Origin of the sequence: Coraliomargarita algicola (assembly GCF_033878955.1) — a bacterium.
In the GTDB taxonomy this organism is placed as follows: Bacteria; Verrucomicrobiota; Verrucomicrobiia; order Opitutales; family Coraliomargaritaceae; genus Thalassobacterium; species Thalassobacterium algicola.
On sequence record NZ_CP138858.1, the window covers coordinates 426,708 to 446,692 of the forward strand.

General features: G+C 50.8%; 20 protein-coding genes. 7 read left to right on the forward strand and 13 right to left on the reverse strand.

Annotated elements, in window-relative coordinates; all coding sequences use genetic code 11:
• Positions 1-7: 7 nt before the first annotated feature.
• Genes SH580_RS01590 through nadD form a run of 3 tightly spaced genes read right to left on the reverse strand, consistent with a single transcriptional unit; the run spans position 8 to position 2,268 of the window.
• On the reverse strand, positions 8-1,267 hold the full coding sequence (locus SH580_RS01590) for a M48 family metallopeptidase (RefSeq protein ID WP_319833252.1): 1,260 nt from the start codon (positions 1,265-1,267) through the stop codon (positions 8-10).
• Positions 1,268-1,276: 9 nt separating this feature from the next.
• Positions 1,277-1,642 carry a ribosome silencing factor gene (gene rsfS, locus SH580_RS01595; RefSeq protein WP_319833253.1) on the reverse strand — a complete coding sequence of 122 codons (366 nt, stop codon included), beginning with the start codon at positions 1,640-1,642 and terminating at the stop codon, positions 1,277-1,279.
• Between the two features lie 17 nt (positions 1,643-1,659).
• A complete protein-coding gene (nadD, locus tag SH580_RS01600) occupies positions 1,660-2,268 on the reverse strand; it encodes a nicotinate (nicotinamide) nucleotide adenylyltransferase (RefSeq protein ID WP_319833254.1) in 609 nt (202 codons plus the stop codon).
• Between the two features lie 68 nt (positions 2,269-2,336).
• Between nadD and SH580_RS01605 the strand changes: the two genes are divergently transcribed.
• Positions 2,337-2,999 (forward strand): exopolysaccharide biosynthesis protein, encoded by a 663-nt coding sequence (locus tag SH580_RS01605; RefSeq protein ID WP_319833255.1) that lies wholly within the window; start codon positions 2,337-2,339, stop codon positions 2,997-2,999.
• A 127-nt stretch (positions 3,000-3,126) separates the two neighbouring features.
• Here the strand turns inward: SH580_RS01605 and ptsP are convergent, their stop codons facing one another.
• The 3 genes from ptsP to SH580_RS01620 are packed head-to-tail and all read right to left on the reverse strand — an operon-like array spanning position 3,127 to position 5,820.
• The gene (gene ptsP, locus SH580_RS01610; RefSeq protein WP_319833256.1) at positions 3,127-4,887 is read right to left on the reverse strand and encodes a phosphoenolpyruvate--protein phosphotransferase; all 1,761 of its coding nucleotides are present in this window, start codon (positions 4,885-4,887) and stop codon (positions 3,127-3,129) included.
• A gap of 52 nt (positions 4,888-4,939) precedes the next feature.
• The gene (locus tag SH580_RS01615; RefSeq protein ID WP_319833257.1) at positions 4,940-5,479 is read right to left on the reverse strand and encodes a 4-(cytidine 5'-diphospho)-2-C-methyl-D-erythritol kinase; all 540 of its coding nucleotides are present in this window, start codon (positions 5,477-5,479) and stop codon (positions 4,940-4,942) included.
• 5 nt (positions 5,480-5,484) lie between these two features.
• Positions 5,485-5,820, reverse strand: coding sequence for a 4-(cytidine 5'-diphospho)-2-C-methyl-D-erythritol kinase (locus SH580_RS01620; RefSeq protein ID WP_319833258.1), 336 nt, complete (start codon positions 5,818-5,820; stop codon positions 5,485-5,487).
• Between the two features lie 96 nt (positions 5,821-5,916).
• Between SH580_RS01620 and pyrF the strand changes: the two genes are divergently transcribed.
• Genes pyrF through SH580_RS01635 form a run of 3 tightly spaced genes read left to right on the forward strand, consistent with a single transcriptional unit; the run spans position 5,917 to position 9,309 of the window.
• On the forward strand, positions 5,917-6,618 hold the full coding sequence (pyrF, locus tag SH580_RS01625) for an orotidine-5'-phosphate decarboxylase (RefSeq protein ID WP_319833259.1): 702 nt from the start codon (positions 5,917-5,919) through the stop codon (positions 6,616-6,618).
• Positions 6,619-6,672: 54 nt separating this feature from the next.
• Positions 6,673-7,389: an IspD/TarI family cytidylyltransferase gene (locus SH580_RS01630; protein ID WP_319833260.1), complete on the forward strand. Its 717-nt coding sequence runs from the start codon at positions 6,673-6,675 to the stop codon at positions 7,387-7,389.
• Positions 7,390-7,413: 24 nt separating this feature from the next.
• Positions 7,414-9,309 carry an ATP-binding cassette domain-containing protein gene (locus SH580_RS01635; RefSeq protein ID WP_319833261.1) on the forward strand — a complete coding sequence of 632 codons (1,896 nt, stop codon included), beginning with the start codon at positions 7,414-7,416 and terminating at the stop codon, positions 9,307-9,309.
• Positions 9,310-9,339: 30 nt separating this feature from the next.
• Here SH580_RS01635 and SH580_RS01640 read toward each other — a convergent pair whose 3' ends face one another.
• Both SH580_RS01640 and SH580_RS01645 read right to left on the reverse strand, forming a co-directional pair.
• Positions 9,340-9,765: a response regulator gene (locus SH580_RS01640; RefSeq protein ID WP_319833262.1), complete on the reverse strand. Its 426-nt coding sequence runs from the start codon at positions 9,763-9,765 to the stop codon at positions 9,340-9,342.
• Positions 9,756-11,660 (reverse strand): ATP-binding protein, encoded by a 1,905-nt coding sequence (locus SH580_RS01645; protein WP_319833263.1) that lies wholly within the window; start codon positions 11,658-11,660, stop codon positions 9,756-9,758. The genes SH580_RS01640 and SH580_RS01645 overlap by 10 nt, the downstream gene beginning before the upstream one ends.
• A gap of 179 nt (positions 11,661-11,839) precedes the next feature.
• Here SH580_RS01645 and SH580_RS01650 point away from each other — a divergent pair, with 179 nt between their 5' ends.
• Together SH580_RS01650 and SH580_RS01655 are read left to right on the forward strand one after the other, a co-directional pair.
• Positions 11,840-12,544, forward strand: coding sequence for a cytidylate kinase-like family protein (locus SH580_RS01650; RefSeq protein WP_319833264.1), 705 nt, complete (start codon positions 11,840-11,842; stop codon positions 12,542-12,544).
• 45 nt (positions 12,545-12,589) lie between these two features.
• Positions 12,590-13,951, forward strand: a complete 1,362-nt coding sequence (locus SH580_RS01655; protein WP_319833265.1) for a BaiN/RdsA family NAD(P)/FAD-dependent oxidoreductase — start codon at positions 12,590-12,592, stop codon at positions 13,949-13,951.
• An 18-nt stretch (positions 13,952-13,969) separates the two neighbouring features.
• On the opposite strand, the gene SH580_RS01660 is transcribed toward SH580_RS01655, so the two are convergent.
• From SH580_RS01660 to SH580_RS01680, 5 genes are all read right to left on the reverse strand, one after another.
• Positions 13,970-14,476 (reverse strand): alkaline phosphatase family protein, encoded by a 507-nt coding sequence (locus SH580_RS01660; protein ID WP_319833266.1) that lies wholly within the window; start codon positions 14,474-14,476, stop codon positions 13,970-13,972.
• A 22-nt stretch (positions 14,477-14,498) separates the two neighbouring features.
• Entirely contained in the window at positions 14,499-14,672 is a 174-nt protein-coding gene (locus SH580_RS01665) for a hypothetical protein (RefSeq protein WP_319833267.1), read from the reverse strand.
• Between the two features lie 25 nt (positions 14,673-14,697).
• On the reverse strand, positions 14,698-16,191 hold the full coding sequence (locus tag SH580_RS01670; RefSeq protein ID WP_319833268.1) for a sulfatase family protein: 1,494 nt from the start codon (positions 16,189-16,191) through the stop codon (positions 14,698-14,700).
• A gap of 199 nt (positions 16,192-16,390) precedes the next feature.
• The gene (locus tag SH580_RS01675) at positions 16,391-17,062 is read right to left on the reverse strand and encodes a response regulator (RefSeq protein ID WP_319833269.1); all 672 of its coding nucleotides are present in this window, start codon (positions 17,060-17,062) and stop codon (positions 16,391-16,393) included.
• An 11-nt stretch (positions 17,063-17,073) separates the two neighbouring features.
• Positions 17,074-18,993 carry a histidine kinase gene (locus SH580_RS01680; protein ID WP_319833270.1) on the reverse strand — a complete coding sequence of 640 codons (1,920 nt, stop codon included), beginning with the start codon at positions 18,991-18,993 and terminating at the stop codon, positions 17,074-17,076.
• A gap of 215 nt (positions 18,994-19,208) precedes the next feature.
• Between SH580_RS01680 and SH580_RS01685 the strand changes: the two genes are divergently transcribed.
• Positions 19,209-19,979 (forward strand): PEP-CTERM sorting domain-containing protein, encoded by a 771-nt coding sequence (locus tag SH580_RS01685; RefSeq protein ID WP_319833271.1) that lies wholly within the window; start codon positions 19,209-19,211, stop codon positions 19,977-19,979.
• Positions 19,980-19,985 lie beyond the last annotated feature (6 nt).

Here is a 19,985-nt window from a genome sequence, read left to right on the forward strand (position 1 = left end):
TTAATCGCTATGATTGGACGCGCAATGAGCTCTCACGCTCGACCAGTGTGGGGTGTGAATAATGAAAACTGCTATAAATCGGGTGCGGCGTCAAATTACTTAAATTTTCTTTATGTAATTTGCGTAAGGCCTGAGATAGTGGCGCGTAGCTCCCCATCGCGTCACGGGCGAAGGCGTCGGCCTCATACTCATGCTTACGTGATAAACGACTGGATAAGGGGGACAACCAGAAGGTGACCAGCCCGCTTAACAACATAAATAAGAGTAAGACGGGGACGATCCCGATTTGCCCTTCCTGCGCGGCACTAAAGTGAAATGCTTGCACAAACCAATCGGCATTTGCCAGCCAGCCCAAGACTGCAAACATGCCGAACGAGGTCAGCGCGGCCATCGCCATCATCTTGGGAATATGCCCTAGCTTATAGTGTCCGATCTCGTGTGCTAGCACGGCTTCCAATTCATCGGGCTCCATTTGCTCAATTAAGGTATCGTATAAAACGATGCGACGAAATCGGCCAAAACCTGAGAAAAATGCGTTCGAGTGTCCCGAGCGCTTACTGCCATCTAATACAAGAATGGTTTGCGCCTTGAATCCAGTGCGATCTGCCAGCGCGAAGAGTCGTGTCTTTAAATCCCCCTCTTCCATCGGCTCCAATTTATTGAATAGTGGCATGATGAACATGGGATAGGCCACCACCATAACCAGTTGAAACAGGAAAAAGACTGCAAAGCCCCACACCCACCAAAGTGCACCCGCACTGCTCACGAGATAAATCAGCAAAGCCAATAAGGGGTAACCGATGGCAAACCCCAGGATGGTGCCCTTAATCTTATCGATGATCCACAGCTTTTTCGTGCTTTTGTTGAAACCAAATCGCTCTTCCAAGTGAAAAGTGCTCCAATAATCAAATGGCATCGATGGGATGCCCAGCACCAGCCCGACCAAGAATAATACCAAGGCTTGCCCCCAGATCCCATAACCGAACCAAGCGCTAAATAGCTCGTAAAACCAAGGTAATATCCCGAGCAATAAAACCAGCGCTAGCACGGCAGCGTCGTACAAATCACTCACGATGCCGAAGCGAGTCTTAGCAGCGGTGTATTCAATCGACTTTTGATACGTGGGCAAATCGATGAAATCACGAAAGCTCTCAGGCACTTCACCCGCGCGTGCTTGTGCATAGCGCACATTGAGCAAGTCGAGCACGATGCCAGTGCCTAGCTTTAAGACCAGCAGGATGACGAAAACAACTAAAACTGTGTTCATATCTCTCGGCTACAAGCTCACTTCACTGGCATCCTTCCAGAGCTGGTCCAGACGATAAAAATCGCGCATCTCACTGGTCTGCAAGTGGATCATGAAATCAAATGCATCCACGACCAGCCAGCCACTGCCGATCTCGCGATCCTGCCCCAGCAATTGCACGCCCGCTTCTTTGAGCGCCTGATCGAGTCCGTTTTTAAGTGCTTTTACGTGTGGATCGGATGTGCCGGTCGCAATGATGATATAGTCCGTGATCGAGGACTTGCCCCGCACATCGAGTACGCGAATCGCTTCTCCCTTTTTATCTTCAATGGCTGCGACGGCGCAACGCATCTCTTCTAGAGTGCGATCTTCCTGTTTACTTAAGTCTTTGGTCATAGTATCGTTAATATTTGCTACTGGGTATAGAGCCCGTGCGAGGAAATGAAAGCCTCAACTGATGCAGGCAGTAAGTCTTCCGTGGTACGGCCTGCGGCGAGTCGTACACGGATACCGCTAGAGCTGTGCGCCATCAAAGGAGCCTCAATAGCAATATATTTCAAGCCTGGGACGGCAGATGTGGCGATCGTATGTCCAGGCCGGCGCAGCACCGCGAAAGTTAATCGCCTGGCGATTTCTTCGATCTGATGCCACTTTGGCAGTAGCTCAAATTGATCCGCCCCGATGATCCAATAGAGCTGCGTGTCCGGCTGCTTCGAACAAAATGCGCGCACCGTGTCGATGGTATAGCTGGTGCCCCCCCGCTCAATCTCACTGGTGTCGACTGCGAAGCGTGACTCCTCAGCGGTGGCTAAACGTAGCATTTCGATGCGCTGCGCGTCGCTTGCTGTGGTCGTATTGGTTTTGAGTGGCGACTGCGCAGCGGGTATAAAGATGACCTGATCCAACTGCAAATGTTCGAGTGCCGACCGTGCCACGTGTAAGTGAGCACAGTGCACAGGGTCAAAACTACCGCCATAGAGTGCGACAGCTTTGAGGGGAGACGATAATTCAGTCGGTTTCATGGTTGCGCAGTAACTTGAAGTCGGCATTAAGAATCAAGCCAGTTTCCTACCTATCCGACGAACCGCAAATGCAAACAGCAAACGAAGTCCCGCCACACCTTTCTCTTGGAGATACTTTAACACAACTCTTGGCCACCGACGATGAGCGCGGGCTGTCGATCAATGAGATTACCAGCGCGGTGGCCGAAAAGGGCTTTGGACTGGTGTTGATCATCTTGTCATTGCCCAGTGCCCTGCCCGTTCCCGCGCCAGGCTATAGCACACCCTTTGGGATTGTGATCGCTTTGATTGCCTTGCAAATGATGAGTGGTCGCGTGGCCGTATGGCTCCCCAAGAAACTGGGTGCCATACGTATTAAACCCAGCGTTGCCAATACCATGCTCGGCAGTGCATCCAAGTTTCTAAAGATGATAGAGCGCTTTATACGCCCACGGCAAAGATGGATCCGTGGGCGCGCAGGTCAGAGTGGCCTCGCAATCGTCATTTTTATCATGGCCTGCTTGATGATGCTACCGATCCCCCTGACCAATACCTTTCCTGCCATGGTCATCTTTATGATCGGAGTGGGCCTCGCGGAAGAAGATGGCTTACTCGCGATGGCAGCCTTCGCAGTCGGCTGTTGCGCCGTGCTATTGTACGTTGGCGTGATCTACGTCGTTCTGACCCAAGGTCCCGAAGCGATTGAGCATATCAAAAATGGCATCAAATCACTGCTCGGCATGGGCGAATAAGCGGCGTAGAGAACTCGCGCGGGCGAGGTCTGGGGAACATCGAACATCCAACGTCCAACATCGAATGTTGAATCGTCTATCCGCGCAGACGCGACTGGCGTCGCATTGATTCACGGAAGTGACCGAGCTAGGCCAGATCACCCAAGGCTTTTTGACGGAAGGCTTCAAGCTTTTGCACGATATCGGTCGATTCGCCGAGTTGCATGACTTCCGCCACCAGTGCTTCAGCGTCAGACTTTGTAATGTGACGGATGAAATATTTGACCTCTGGCAATAGGCTCGAAGTGAGGCTTAAAGAGGTGGCCCCCATGCCTAGCAGCAAGCCGGCAAAGATCGGGTCACCCGCAATTTCGCCACAAATACTGATGGGCGTGTTGGCTGCATTCGCACCATCGATGATGGCTTTCAGCGTGCGCAAGACCGCAGGGTGCGCCGGGTCATACAGGTGGGCAACTTGGTCGTTCAAGCGATCCACTGCGATCAGATACTGAATCAAATCGTTGGTACCAATACTGAGAAAGTCGGTTTCAGCTGCGAGCAAGTCGATAATGACCGCGGCGCTGGGCACTTCAACCATCGCGCCGACTTCGATACCTTCATCGAACGCTTCGCCTGCGTCTCGCAGCTCTTGCTTGACTGACTCCAGCATACGGTTGGCCATGCGCAACTCGTTCATACCACTGATCATGGGATACATGATCTTCGCGTTGCCATGTGCACTCGCGCGGAGGATCGCCCGCAATTGAGTGGCAAATATGGCTTCATTGCCCAAGCAGAAACGAATCGCCCGGAAGCCCATAAAGGAATTGTCGTCCTTTACATTATCGTCGCCAATCGTCTTGTCCCCACCGACATCCAGTGTGCGGATGATAACTGGGTCCTCGCCCGCAGCTTCGACCACGGCACGGTAAGCATCATATTGTACCGATTCGGGTGGATAGCCGTGATGACGCAGAAATATGCCCTCGGTGCGGAATAATCCGACACCTTCCGCATGCATCTGCTTAACTTGCTCCATTTCTTGAACGCCTTCGACATTGGCCATCAACGAAATTGACGCTCCATCCAAGGTGACTGCGGGTTCTGCGATAAATGAGCTAAAAGTATCGTCACGTTTTTGACGCTCAGATGCGAGTTTACCGTATTTGTAAAGGCGATCTTCCGTGGGGTTGATCACGATGATTCCATCATGGCCATCCACCAAAATATGGTCACCACTCACAATACGCTTAGTGGCATCATGTGTGCCCACGACTGCGGGAATCCGCAGTGAACGCGCCATAATCACGGAGTGACTGGTCTTCCCGCCTGCATCAGTGACAAAGCCTAACAGCTTATTGCGATCTAAATCGGCAGCGTCTGAAGGCGAAATATCTTCAGAAACAATCACACTTTCGGCCGCCAATTGCCCCAGATTGACTTTTTGCATGCCAATCAAGTTGTGCAAGAGTCGACGGGAGACATCTCCGATATCGGAAACACGCTCGCGCAAATATTCATCCTCCATCGAACGGAAGAATGAGATATATCGCTGTGCCACGTTATTGTAGCAGAACTCAATATTCTTTTGCGTGCTTTGTAATTCCGCCGTGACTTCATCCAGCAGGGCGTTGTCTTCCAGCACCAGCAAGTGTGCATCAAAAATCCGTGCTTCGCCCTCCCCTAAAGATTTGGCGATTTGATCGCGAACTTCTGTAATTTCCGCGCGCGTCTCCAGAATTGCTTTATCAAAGCGTTCCAGCTCGGACGTAATTTTATCCGCAGCAATGTCGTAGCAAGGCACGTCCAACTGTTTTTGCAGATAAACGACCGCACGGCCGTGTGCCACGCCGGGAGACGCAGCGATGCCTTCGAGTATTATCTCTTCTTTAGTATGGGGATCGGTCACAAATAGAGTTGATCAAATTGAAGTTAGGGTCGCTTCGGACACGATCATCCAGTCAGCGGATTGAAGTTTCAATAAAAAATATACCTGAACCCAAAGCATTATGGCAAATACTTCGGATCGAGTCGGTTTCCGCCTCGTCCTTAGGTAATGCAAAACAACAACTTCCGCTACCACTCATCAGGCAGCGAATACCACGGGCACGCAGCTCATTGAGCAAGCAATGGATCGCCAAATATTTCTTCCCGACGACGGCCTCAAAGCTATTAAATAACAGTGAATCGGTCGATCGAGTCTCGCGAAACTGCTCGAGTCGCTCAGTTGCCTGCGCCTCGGGCTCATACCCGGCTGGCTGCGCCTGAATCAACTGCCGATAGGCCCAGGCGGTGTGAATGCCAAATTCCGGCTTAAACAAGATAACCGGCCGCCCCCGCAGACAGTCCGCAAGCTCTGGGGCGAGACTGTGGAGCACTTCACCGCGCCCCGACATTAGGGTGGGCTGCGCATCGATAAAGAATGGACAGTCAGAACCCAAATCTGCTGCCAGCTCCAACAAAGCTTGCTGGCTTAAGCAGTCGTCAGTCAGCTGGTTCATTGCCGTCAGTGCGACTGCGGCATTACTACTCCCCCGCCCAATCCGGCTCCCATCGGCACCTGTTTCTCCAGTTGAAACTCGAAATAAACCGCCTGCCCGCAACGGGCCCGAAACGCTTGAGCGGCCTGAATAATTAGGTTCTGCTCTCCCGTCGGTACCAAGGGTTCGTTACAATTCAATTGGTCCTGAGGCCCCGTTATGAGGCGCACCTGTAAACTGTCGCCAAAGTCCAAGGCCACCACGACGGATGTAAGCGCATGAAAACCATCTCCACGCGGTCCATGGACCGAAAGCATGAGATTGATCTTTGCAGGCGACTTTAGGCTCACAGAATTCATCATAGTTGGCCGATTAAGAGCAGTCGATCTGCCAAGTGCCATGAAAATTTCCATTTTTGCACTTTGCCATTCTAGAAATTACTCCCCTAATCTGCCGCTATGTCTAAATCAGCGCCTTGCCAACTCATTTTAGCACTCGATCTCGAAACTCGCGAGGAGGCCCTCGCCATGCTCGATCGCCTGGGGGACTCACTGAAGTGGGTCAAGATCGGTCTCCAATTGTTCACCGCCTACGGCCCCGACTTTGTACGCGAAATCGCCGATCGTGGTTATAAGGTATTTCTGGACCTTAAACTACACGACATCCCCAATACCGTCGCCAAAGCGGTGCAAAGTATTGCAGCGCTACCAGTCGAGTTACTCACACTGCACGCCTGTGGCGGCGGCGAAATGCTGGAGTGGGCCAATCGGGCACGGGCCGACTATGCTCCGAATTTGAATCTGCTGGCAGTCACCGTGCTGACCTCTATGAACGAAGCGCAACTACGTGCGTTAAATGTAAACAATACGCCGGAAGAACAAGTGCTGCACTTGGCTGATATCACTCTCAAGTCTGGTGTCCAGGGCCTCGTTTGCTCTTCGCTGGAACTCGCACCGCTGCGCGCACGCTTCGGCAATGATCCAATCATCGTGACCCCCGGCATCCGTCCGGCTGGCAGCGCTGCCGACGAGCAAAAACGTATCATGACACCGGCCGCCGCAGCAGCCGCTGGCTCGAGTTATATTGTGGTGGGTCGACCAATCCTAAAGGCAAGTGATCCCGCTGCGGCAGCTCGCTCGATACAGGCCGACTTAGTTTAGACATTCACTGGCTGAGCCCAGCCGATCTACACACTCCGCGAATCCTATAAGCCCATGGTCACCGCAATACTTCTCGCCGCTGGCAGCGGCCATCGCATGCAAGGACAAGTTGAAGACAAGATCTTGACCCGTCTGAATGGCAAACCCGCCTTCTACTACAGCCTGCAGGCCTTTATGCAAGCTGGTGTGGTCGACGAGTATCTGGTGGTCTACCGGGACGAGGCGCAAAAGGCACAACTCACCGAAATCATCCAGCAATACGGGCTCCAACAGCTGAAAATTAATGGCGTTGCCGGTGGCCGTGAACGACAGGACTCAGTCATTCACGCGCTGAACGTCGTCAGCGATAAGTGCGAATATGTTTTTATTCACGATTGCGCTCGCCCTTGTGTCACCAGCCAGTCAATCAAGTCGCTGCATCAGACAGTCGTCAGAGACAAAGCCGCTTGCCTCGCCCATCCAGTCGTGGATACCATTAAACGTATTCCTCAGGCCAATGAAATTGAAAAGATCGAATTAGAGGACCTGGAGCGCAATCGACTTTGGGCGATGGAAACGCCGCAAGCCTTTCACTTTATAAGTATCCTCAAAGCCTATCAAAAGCTCTGCCAAGAAAAACTCAGTATCACCGATGACACCGCCGCCGCACAACTGGTCGGCCTAAAAACCACACTCGTGGCCAATGCCGTGCCCAACCCCAAGCTGACCACCCCCGGCGACATCGCCTACATCGAACACCTGCTCGCCTCGCACTCAATTCCCAACACCTAATTTCTAACTCCTAACTCCTAAAAAGTGCTCCTCTCATACCGCAATCTTACCGTTTCCTTTGGTGGCCCCAAGCTACTTGATAACGCAGGCCTCACGATCGACAAGCGCGAGCGCATCTGCTTGCTCGGGCGCAATGGCGAGGGCAAATCGACCCTGCTGCGCATCCTCAATTCGGAAATCGAGCAAGATCAGGGCGAAATCGAAGCCATCCCGGGCCTTCGCATTGGAAAGCTAGACCAGGAAGTGCCGGCCGCACTGGAGGGCACCGTTTTTGAAATTGTGGCACAAGGCCTCGGCGAGGCGGCTCAAACTATTGCGAAATATCACCATTTGCTACACGAAATTGGGGAGCACCCAGACGATGAAAGCATCGGCGAGCAACTGGATGAAGTGCAACACCAATTGGACCAAACCGATGGTTGGGCCATCGAGCACAAGGTGGAGAACATCCTGCAACGCGTCGAACTCGACGGTGATCAGGAGTTTTCTTCGCTTTCAGGCGGCAACAAGCGTCGCGCCCTACTCGCACGTGCATTGATCAAGCAACCGCACATCCTATTACTGGATGAGCCGACCAATCACCTCGATATCCCCGGCATCCGCTGGCTGGAAGAATTCCTACGCAAGGCCGACATCGCCCTGCTATTCGTCTCACACGACCGTGCTTTTATTCAACGTGTGGCCAATAAAATCTTAGACCTCGATCGCGGACAACTTACACGTTGGGAATGCGATTATAATACTTACCTGTCGCGCAAAGCGGAGCTTCTCGCTGGAGAGGCCAAACAACAAGCCGTCTTCGACAAGAAACTAGCCGAAGAAGAAGTGTGGATTCGCAAAGGTATTCAAGCCCGCCGCACTCGTAATGAGGGCCGCGTTCGATCTCTTAAAAAAATGCGCGAAGAACGTGCCGAGCGTAGAAACATCCAAGGTAAAACCAAATTGGACCTGAGTGATGCTCAATTGTCAGGGCGCAAGGTGATCACCGTCGACGACATCAATTACAAATGGGGGCAAACGCCGCTGATCGAAAATTTCTCGACCACAATCTGGCGGGGCGACAAAATCGGTATCGTCGGTCTCAACGGCTCAGGGAAAACGACTCTTCTCAACCTGTTGCTAAAGAAGCTGGAGCCCAATAGTGGCTCCATCACGCATGGCACAAAACTGGAAGTCGCATACTTCGACCAGCACCGCGATCAACTCGATGATAAGCTAAGCGTTGCTGAAAACGTCCACCCGGCGGGGGAAATGGTCAATATCAACGGTAAACCACGGCACATCCTGTCGTATCTGCAGGACTTTCTATTTACCCCCCAGACGTCACGATCGCCTATCACCAAATTATCCGGTGGTGAACGTGCTCGTCTCTTACTGGCAAAACTCTTTATTCAGCCAGCCAATGTGTTGGTGCTCGACGAGCCGACCAATGACCTCGACATCGAAACAGTCGAGTTATTGGAAGAGCGCCTGCTCGAATACAACGGCACCCTCCTGCTCGTCAGTCACGACCGTAGTTTCCTTGATAATGTGGTCACCAGTACCATTGCCCTGGAAGGCAACGGCTTGATCGAAGAATACGTCGGAGGTTGCGAGGAATGGCTCAAAAAGCAGGAAAGTAACAAAGCCTCCGCGAAAAAGCAGAAGCCCGCGACCACGACCGCGACGGTTAACGAAGCGCCTCCTGCAACAGCCGCGCCGATCCAAAGAAAACTGAGCAATAAAGAACGCGAAGCACTCAAAAAACTGCCTGGGAAAATTGAAAAGCTTGAAGCCGAGCACGCGGCCCTGGCCGAACTCATGGCCACGCCCGAATACTATCAAGATCCTGCGAGCCAACTCGCCGAAGATGCAAAGCGTCTCGAAAAGCTGGAGTCCGACATTTTGCAGGCCTACGAAGCGCTCGAAGCCTTAAGCTGAATATACAAAGATGCCTCAGTCCGGGGTAGCTCAGTCCGCTGCCAGTGAATTGAAGAATTCAGTGTAGCGCTCTATATCGAAATCCTTAGTCTGAAAACCGTTAGCCCCCACTTGAAGTGACTTTTCCAGATCCTGCTCACTATCGGAATTCGTCAACATGACAATGATCGGGATCTCTGTAAAATCGGATACCTTACGTAATTCACTGATTGTCTCAAAGCCATTCATCGACGGCATATTGATATCCATCAGAACCATTGCTGGCACCGGAGAGGTCCCCATCTGGGCGGCCTCCATATACTCCAGAAATGCCGCACCACTGGGAAAGGTGACTAAGGGGTTCTTTAGCTTAGATCGAGCATATACACGCTTGGTTATCGTTAGATCAATGACACTGTCATCGACGACCACAACAGGGTCGACATCATTTAGGCACTTACTGTTAATTATTTGCATTCTATCACTGGCTCTAATAAGTAAAATTTAATATGGAAGTCGCTTTCTGAGGATTCAATCCAAATTCTACCAGAGTGGAAATTTACGATCCGCTTGCAAATCGCCAGACCGATTCCGTGGCCCGAAGCCTGGTGATCTACTTGGCTGAAAATATCGAATGCCTTCGCAGCATCGATCGCATCGATCATCGAGCCCGAATTACGCACGCCTAACACGATATTGCCCGCCGCATCGTCCTCGCAGGTGAAGTGTAGCTTAAACTGCTCGGCCTTCACATGCTTCAATGCGTTTTCGATTAGATTACGATACAGAACGCGAGCCAAACTCTTGTAGATACTTAACTGTGGATGCGGATCAATGCGCAGCTCGATTCCGCGCTCTGTCAAAGGAACTTTAAACTCATCCAAGACCGCTTCTAACACCTCCTCGACCAAGCATTCTTCACGAATTAAGGATGTATCATGGGTGATATCTGCAAACTCACGAAAATCAGCAAGCTGCCCCAGAGCGCTCTCACATTCCCGATGCAATTGCCTTAAAATGTCTTCGGCCTCCTCCGTCGCCCCGTCTCCATATTCCGCTTGATACAGACTCGCCAAGCCGGCAATTCGCTGAATCGGCTCGCGTAAATCATGCGAGGCCACGCGCGCAAAATGCTCTAAGTCACGGTTCATTTCAAAAAGACGATGATTCGCTTGCTGCAAATGACCACGATGCTTCTCGATGGAAAGCTTCATTTCCAGGAAAGTATTAGCCAATACGCCTATTTCATCATTACGATCCGTCGGCAGAGATAAATCGCTCGCCTCATTTAAAGACAAACTTCGAGTCGCCGCGGTAATTCGCTCTAGCGGCTTGGTAATCCATGAAGAAAAACGAACTGCCATCAGCGTAGCAAATAGTGTCAGTGCACACATGGCGATCATAATAGCTGAGTTCGTAAATAGCGAAGAGCGACCAATATCATCATAGGCCCCCACCACTCCAAATGCTAACTCTCTCGGAGGATCGAACACCTGAAATTTGGTAAAATGCACCAGACGACTGGAAACACCGATTCGCGGAGCAGTTTGAAAGGTGGCCGAATCTGTATCTGCCTCATGATATCCCTGCAATTCCGGGAATACATGCTCGCCTTTCATCTCCACACCGAGATCAAAACCGAATGTGTAACTCGCATCCGGATGAAAAAGGAAATATCCATCCTCATTTAATAGATAATACTCATAACGACTACGATCCAGACCGCCACGCAATACTTGTTCGATAAATGGCCTGAAGTCCAAATTAATGATCACGATGCCATAAAACACATCTGCAAAATCATATATCGGCATCGCGACTCTTAATACCGGGCGGCTGGGATACTCCACCACCCCGTTTTCACGGTTTAAATTTATTTTTGAGTAATAAATCTCTCCTTTCTGTTTCTGCCTGGCCTCAACAAAATAATCACGGTTTGCCTTAGCTTGTAGATGCTGATCGAGCGCTCGAACGACCTTCCCGTCGCGACGATCAACACGCACATACTCCATCCCTAAATCGCGGTCTCGTATCAATCGAATCTGCGAGTAGCTGGGTTTGGCGTGTAACATCTGTTCGAAAATATCCCCTAAATCTTCACGTTCGATCGTCTCCGCCTCCGCATTATTCGCGTCTAAATTTGCCAAACGCTGTATTGCAGGCAAACTGGCGATGAAACGAATGTCGTGATTCAACTCTTCAAACGCGAGCTGCAGGCGATCCACCTCCAATAAAGAGCGCTTTTTCAGAGTTTCTGCCTGAAAATCAGATATGGTCATGGAATTCCCCAAATAACCAATCAATGCGATGCTTAGAGAGGTAAAAATGATCAGTGAAAATATAAACCAGCGAAGCTTAGACGAGATGCGCATACGGGTAATAATGAAGACGGGGCTAAGGTAGACCCCCCAATTTACGAAATGTAATTCTATCTATGCAAACATTAGTTTCAACTGGAATTGAAATTAATTGAAGATGCTTGCCAGCGAGCCGATCTGAGCTATCATTTTAAGCAGAAATACCACCGTTATTACCCAACCCAAGGCACCCCATGGAACAACACCCCAGTTACCAAGAATGTCGCGGTTACGTCGCCGCACACCTACATCATAAGCCTGAAATGTCTGCCAAAGCGACAGAGCGACCTCCGGCAATTACGATCTCCCGTCAGGCCGGTGCACGTGGTCGCACCATCGGCATAAAGCTTCAAAATGAGCTACGGGCCATGGCCCCCAAAGCCCCCATTCCATGGACGCTTTTTGATGATAATCTCGTTCAAAAAGTCCTCGAGGACCATCAACTGCCCACTGATTTAGAAAAATTCATGCCAGATGATGCCATCAACGAAATCGAGAGTTCCATCAATGAGCTACTAGGGCGTCATCCTTCACTCTGGACGCTCTTCGAAAAAACAGTCAGCACCATCACTCGCTTAAGTCGTATGGGCCATTGCATTATTGTCGGACGGGGCGGCAATGAGATTACACGAGGCTTCCCCAACGTCATTCGTGTGCGCTTAATCGGCTCAATGGAGCAACGCCTACGGCAAATGACACAGGGTCACGGCATGTCGAGCGCCGCTGCTCAAAAATACATTAAAGAAGAAGACGCCGCTCGGCGACGTTACATAAAACAGCATTTCGATGCCGACATCGATGCGCCCACCCGCTACGACCTCGTCATAAATACCGACCACCTCAGCGACAACAGCATAGTCAAGATGCTTGCAGCCGCCATACGGCAACAGAGTCAATAAAGCAGAGCACAAGATCACATTCTGCCTTTCATCCGCGCTCAATTCATGCCAAAAACAGCGCGTATGACATCACACGCGCAGAACCTTGCTCCCAGCATCGCCATTATTGGTGGGGGTGCCGCTGGCTACTTCGCCGCCATCACCGCAGCCGAGGCCAATCCTTCGGCTCAAGTCACCATCTACGAAGCCAGTAAGCGCACCTTAAGTAAGGTCAAGATTTCTGGCGGTGGGCGCTGTAACGTCACCCACAACTGCTTCGAGCCCAAAGAGCTCGCCACCCGTTATCCACGCGGCGCACGCGAACTGCGCGGCGCTTTCCATCGCTGGCAACCGCAAGATACCATTCAATGGTTTGCCGAGCGTGGAGTGCCGCTCAAAGCCGAGCCCGACGGCCGCATGTTCCCCATCACCGATGACTCGCAAACCATCATCGACTGCTTTCACCAAGCCGCCCAAGCCGCGGGCGTCAAACTGCGCAAAGAATGCGCAGTCAAGTCACTCTCCACTCTCCACTTTTCAGCCTCCACTCACTCTTTCAGTTTACAGCTAAACAACGGAGAACAAATTGAAGTTGAAAGAGTGCTCATTGCGACCGGTTCCCTCAAAGCCTCCCCACTCACCCGCTCCCTAGAAAGCCTAGGGCACAGCATCGCTCCCCTAGCCCCTTCACTCTTCGCCTTCAACCTCGCCGACAAGCGCACCCACGGCCTAGCCGGCCTCGCCGTGCAAAACGCCCGTGTCTCCTACGCCCCAAACGTCGGGTCTTCACTGGCTGCGTCCGGCATAGCTGTAAGCGACGCAGGGGTGAAGACCGCAGAGCCCAAGGGCAGCTCTCGCAATTCCAGGCCCCAAGCTCAAAACGGCCCCATCCTCATCACCCACCGCGGCCTCAGCGGCCCCGCCATCCTGCGCCTCTCCGCTTGGCAAGCCCGCGCCTTGCAAAAAGAGAACTACCATTTCGAAATTGAAATCAATTGGCTGGGCGACATGACCGACCACCAAGTCCGCGAGCAATTCAAGCGTCTACGCAAAGGCAAGACGCAGGTGAAAACTAAAGTTTTCGAACAAATCCCCCGCCGCCTCTGGGAGCGCCTAGTCGAAATCGTCGGCATCAGCGAAGATCTTAAATGGGCCCAACTGCCCAAGGACAAAGAGACCGCCCTAATCAACGAACTTGTCAACGGGCGCTATAAGGTTCAGGGTAAGACCACCAACAAAGACGAGTTTGTCACCTGCGGTGGGGTCAGTCTAAAAGAGATCAACTTTAAGACTATGGAAAGCAAGTTAGTGCCGGGCCTGCACTTCGCCGGCGAGTGCCTCGACATCGACGGGATCACCGGCGGCTTCAACTTCCAAGCCGCCTGGACAGGTGGAAGGATCGCAGGCTTAGCGATGGCTAACTCCTAAATTTTCCTGATTCGCTTCTCAACGGGTAATCCGCCCTTTCCACAGTTGGATGTTGTTCACATCATTCGCCTGATACGCCCCTTCAGTGCTACGGCCGCGTGCGATGTCGGATTCGAGTTGTGCCATCAATTGCTGAACGACTTCCGGATGTGATTGATAAAGATTGGTTCGCTCGCCGGGATCCGCTTCCATATCATACAGCTGCCCCTTAGGAGCCACTGCGCTGACTTGCTTCTCGGTCGGACTCGTCCAGCCACCGGAACCAGCGGCAAGCAGTAACTTCCACTTACCTTGACGATACGCAAAGTGGCCACTGATGGAGTGATGCACGATGCCTTGACGTGTCGAAACAATCGGCTCATCCGAAAACGCAGGCAAAAAGCTGACACTATCCTCCCCCGCAGTCGCCGGTAGCTCAGCTCCGACGATGTCCGCACAGGTTGCCATAAAGTCAGTCAAACAAATCGTTTGATCGCTCTGACTGCCGGCTTTGATCACAGCAGGCCAACGAACGATGAAAGGCACACGATGACCGCCGTCCCAAAGATCAGCTTTGGATCCACGAAACCGCGCGCTCGGGATTGAGAATCTGCACGTCGTCGTAGCCCATATCATCGTCAAAGATGAAGACGATGTTCGGCGCTTTGGCCACGGCATCAGTAAAGCCAAGCGTCAGTGCTAGCAGGACAATGCGGCCCAGATTTTGTAAGGAGGTAGTCATTCGCGGTGTTGCAGGAATGCCGCAGCTATTTTTTCCGCCTTTGCTTTTTCGGCTTCTGGCTGGCGGCATCCTTAGCGCTGAGCGAAAGTTCGGGATCATACAGCACCCCATAACGTTCATAATCGTTATATGGAACCGCATCTGATTGCCACATGGCCACTCGATCCGCGTATGCCTTCTGCATTTTCTTAAACACTTGCGCATACTCAGGGTTTTTAGCCAAATTGACTTTTTCGGACGGGTCTTTTTCGAGATCAAAAAACTCCTCAAATGGTTCCATGCCATCGCCTCCCTGCCACCAGTAATTGTATTTGTAGCGTGGCGTGACCACGCTCAGGCTAGCCGACCCCCATGTGTTCACTAATGTGATTTGTTCATGCCCACCTTGGTCAGGATTCTCGAGTATCGGCAACAAGCTCTGTCCGTCCATATTATCTGGAATCGGTAATCCCGCTAGTGATAAAATCGTTGGAGCAAAATCTATATTGCAGGTTAACTGACGCGTGCGTCGCTGTCGGGGCAAGGCGGTACTGCGTGGGTCGTAGATCATAAGAGGCACGCGAGAGGATTCCTCCAGTGGTAATACCTTTGAACCATAGCCATGCGAGCCACAAAGAAAGCCGTTATCACTGGTATAAATAATAACCGTATTGTCGGCCACTCCTTGCCTTTCCAACTCTTCACGAATCATCCCTAAGGCCACATCAATGGCATACACCTGCTGGTGGTAGATTTGCATGACACCGCCATAGTCACTATCATAATCCCATTCTGAAAAACGCGCCCATTGACGATCTAGTTTACTCTGAGGCGCAAGATGATCCGAAAATTCGCGTCCAAAATTATCAGGCTTAGTAAAAGACTTCCCAGCATAGATGGCATCAAACCGTGGATCTGGAGTCGCTGGCTTATGCGGCGCTTTAAAGCTGATCGACAAGCAGAACGGTTTCCCCAACTTCACCGACTCTTTGATGACATCCTGCCCAAACGCACCGTAAGAGAGCGTGGAATGTGGGTAATCGGCTGCATACTTTGCCATCGTTTCGTTCAGTGCTGTCTCATAATGAGTCTGCCCTGGCGACCCACCCCAAAAATCAAAATCCTCTGCGCAGAGCCCTTTGCCCTCTACTTCGAACCCGAATTTACCCGCAAATGCAGTGAGGTAGCCAGCCCCACGTAACAGGACTGGATAAGACTTTTCCCAGACTTCAGCTTGCATGTTACCATGGTAAAAGTTGGTGCCCGTTTTGTATTCATACATTCCGGTAAAAATGGTAGCACGACTCGCCATACAAATGGCAGTGCTAACGTAGTGTTTGTCGAAGATTAGGCCCTCGGCTCCGAGTCGATCCATCTGCGGCGTCTGCACATCGCTATTCCCATAGCATCCGACCGAATAGGTGCTCTGATCATCCGAGAGTAAGAAGACGATATTGGGCTGTTTCGATTGAGCACTCAGCAACAAAGAAGTCCCCAGCAGCAAGGCATTTACAGTCAGTGTCTTAAAAATTATATTCATCTCTACCTTGTCATTCAAAATGGCTATAATCAGGCAAACAAATGAAACTGATCAATGCACTTAGACAAGTATACAGAACTGCGTATCAAATAAACATTACGCATTCACATAATTATTGCGACCCAGCAACTGAAGGTCTAACTGGAGACTCGAATTATCGTAGTCGCGACTACCGCGGCACTACATTCGGCAATCACAACTATAGCCATTCATCTGACGGAAATATCCCCATCTGATAGGCTGTTCGAACCGCTGCAGGAGCGTTCCGAACATTCAGTTTCTCGTAGATATGGCGCACATGTGCGTCCACGGTCGAATAGCTGATAAAGAGCTTATCACTAATCTCTTTTTTCATATCACCATCAGCTAACAGCTCCAATACTTGCAGCTCGCGTTTTGACAGCAGCTTTTTAACGGCCGATTTCGATGGCTTCTCCCTCAGGTTTTTCAGTAGATACTTAGCGAGAGAGGGATCGATGCTGGCATCACCATTCACGACATTACGAATAGCTTCCTTAATCTGTTGGGAAGTGGAAGACTTTAAAAGATACCCCGAAACGCCTAAAGTAATGGCACGCATGACGTCTGCTTGGGCATCCGACTGGCTGAGCACAATGATCTTCACTCCGTCGGCCTCATCCTGAATCAAGGGAATCGCATCGAGCCCACTCATACCAGGCAGGCACAAATCGAGTAAAACAATGTCTGGGCGGGCTGAGGCACGCCCTTCAGTAAGGCTCGCGATCGCCTTTTCAGCGGTGCCGAATTGACTCAACATCTCCATATCCGTCTCTCGACCAATCGCGAGGTTCATCACGTCACGGTATTCGGCATTATCTTCGACTAATAATATTTGGATAGGCTTTTTCATGGGATATGTTCTTACACTTTGAGTTTTAAATAAATGACTGTTCCTCCGGCATCAGGATGTTCGACGGAAGCCCTCGCTCGCATCAAGCGTGCGCGCCTCCGCAAAGAACGAGGCAAATCACCAGTAAAACCACAGCCATTATCGGCAACAATTAAAGTAACCTCCTTCTTATTTCCGCTAAAACGAATTTGAACTGATGTCGCCTTCGCATGCCGGACGACATTAACCAAGGACTCTTTAAAAAACAAGTAGAGATCAATGCGCTTCCTTCGTTTTAAGTCATTAAATATCTGCTCATTCTCAATCGTTAGCTCATGTGGAATGTCTACCAAGAGACGACGCGCCTCACGCTTGATATCATCAACCAGATCATCACAAATCCCCTTTGCCCCAAGCATATTGGAACAATAACGCGCGGCCGCTCCGGTGCGCTCGGTCAAACCACGGATTTTCTGAAGTATGTCGTCCAATGGCTCTGGAGTCGCAATCGACTCCCGGGCCAGGTCACTTAGTATTCCAATAGAATGCAAATTGGCTCCTAATTCGTCATGTAGGTTCGCAGCGATACGCTCACGTATAATGGCTTCTTTTCGAATGGCTTGCAAACGACTATACAGGATTACAAAGCCCGACCCGACCAGTGCCAAGGCCACGATCCATCGCATCCAACTCAAAATGACTTTTTGACGCATGTATTTTAGGTTCAGCGCAGCCTCCAAGTGCTTAAGCTCAAGCTCCAAATCATTTCTCAAGGCCAACTCTTCCATCCATCTTCGTGTCGGCAGTATCGCTCCGTATGCGTTTAAACCATCCGTGAGCTGCTCAGGTGAGCGATAGGCTTCAAGCGAAGAGTCCACCCAGGTCTTTTTACCCAGGGCGGCATTCTGTCCCGATGAGATTAGCTCGATTTCAGAAAAACCAATTCTCGACAAGCGCTCGGAGACTCCGAACGAGACATTTTTTTCAACAGTTACTAAGCGAACAAAACGACAATTCGTCTCAGGCAAATTCCACATCATGATCGGCCCCGTATCGGAGATCCTCTTCACGCGGTAATCCAATAATACCATCGCATCCGAAAAATCAGCTTGATTGGCTCCTTCAATTCGCATGTGCCGCGGAATACCTAGATCACCAAAATACGCTTGAGGCACATGATTACTCTGATGCACCGCATGCAGTCGAATCCCCGAAATCGGGTAAGCCGCCCCCAAATCAATGTAAATGTCGGGGCTTTCACCAAATCCGCTCAAATACCCTAAACTCTGATGCCCGGACGCTGTATCCATTAAATAGGGAACGCTTCCATCGACCAGGAAGCGACTCGCCCAAGCGCCCGAAGGATCCCGAGGCCTCTGAAAGGAAAATTTAACCGGGCGACGCAAAGCGACATTTTGCAATCCGCTAAAAACCATGATTTCCGCAAGTTGAAATACATATCGTTCGTCATGCACTCGCTTCGACATACGGGTGACTTCAAGCCTGACCCACGAAGCCTTGGTAGCTTCTATCGGAAGTACTAATGGATAGATCGACTTCAGGGTATCCTCCGCTTCATATTCGGCCACGACCACACCTTCTTGGTCTTCAAGCGTCCCAGCCCGTACGCGAAACGCAGCGGGGAACGCATTCGCCCGAAAGCCTGCCTCCATATCACGCCAAAGCACAGGGACTAACGCGATCTCGTCAATCAATCGCCCTTGGCCCAAATCGATCTCAATCCAAAGAGGTTCGTCATCCTGCAGAAACGGGCGCGAATGAAAGCCGATCGCCCCCACGCCTCCGCGCAAGCTCGGATACGCGAGTCCGCTAAGCTCTAAATTGATCGCCTCTTTCCGAGCCTCCAAGTCCGAAATAGATCGCTCGTCCGCTTGAGCAGGCGCACTCAGACAGCAGGACACAAAGATTATGCAGAATAATACGCGAATCATGAAATTTATAACTAAACAGCAATTTCGAATAGAGCAAACAAGTATCCCAAGTCCCGACGACAAGGCCTAAGTGATCATCTATGATCCGAGAAAATATCCAGCTTTTTTATGCGTACACGTAATAGACTGAGTCAGCGTGATTTGTTACAGTATTGGTGGATCGACTGGCTAAATAGTTTTAGAACCCCTGAATGTTAAATCAAACCAAAGAAAAAATGAAAACCACACTGATTACCCTCACCGCATCACTGCTACTAGCAACCGCTGCACAGGCGTCGACACTTATCTACTCCGACACGTTCGACAACGACGGACTCGCCACGAATACAGGCACGGGTGGAGGTCTCGTGAATAATTCAATTGCAGGAACTAAATCCTGGGCCGATGATGGGAATCTGCAATTCGTTATTGGCACTGGCTCTCAGTATCAGCAGCGAGCGATGGCCTATTCTGAAAACGGATTTCAATCAGATGATGGTTTTGAACTCTCCGTCAGCTACTTTTATACTAGTGACGGTGGAGATAGTCAAATTTCCTTCGGCTTAGTGAGTGATGATACGAATTTAAGCACATATGCTGGCTTTTCCCCTTACACAGAGGATACCTCCGTTTACAGTTTTGGCGTCAATACAGAAAATAAAAGTCTCGTTTTCACGAATGCCTCATCTGCTTCGATCTTGGATACTGACACTGGCACTCTGATGGACGCTGGAGTTGGTGCTTTTACTGTTGATATGAGTATCACCGCTGATGGATCAGGCGGAGCGGACTGGTCATGGTCAATCGGCGGTGTAGACCAAGGATCTGGAAACATTGCAGCATTTGATTTCAGTAAAACCTTTCACTTTGTCGCATACGGCCAAGACGATCAGGGCAACAAAGGAATCAATTCGGTGTCTATCTCTGCCATCCCCGAACCCAGCAGCTACGCACTGCTTGCTGGTATCCTCGGCTTGAGCTATGTAATGGTACGCCGTCGTAATTAATTCATT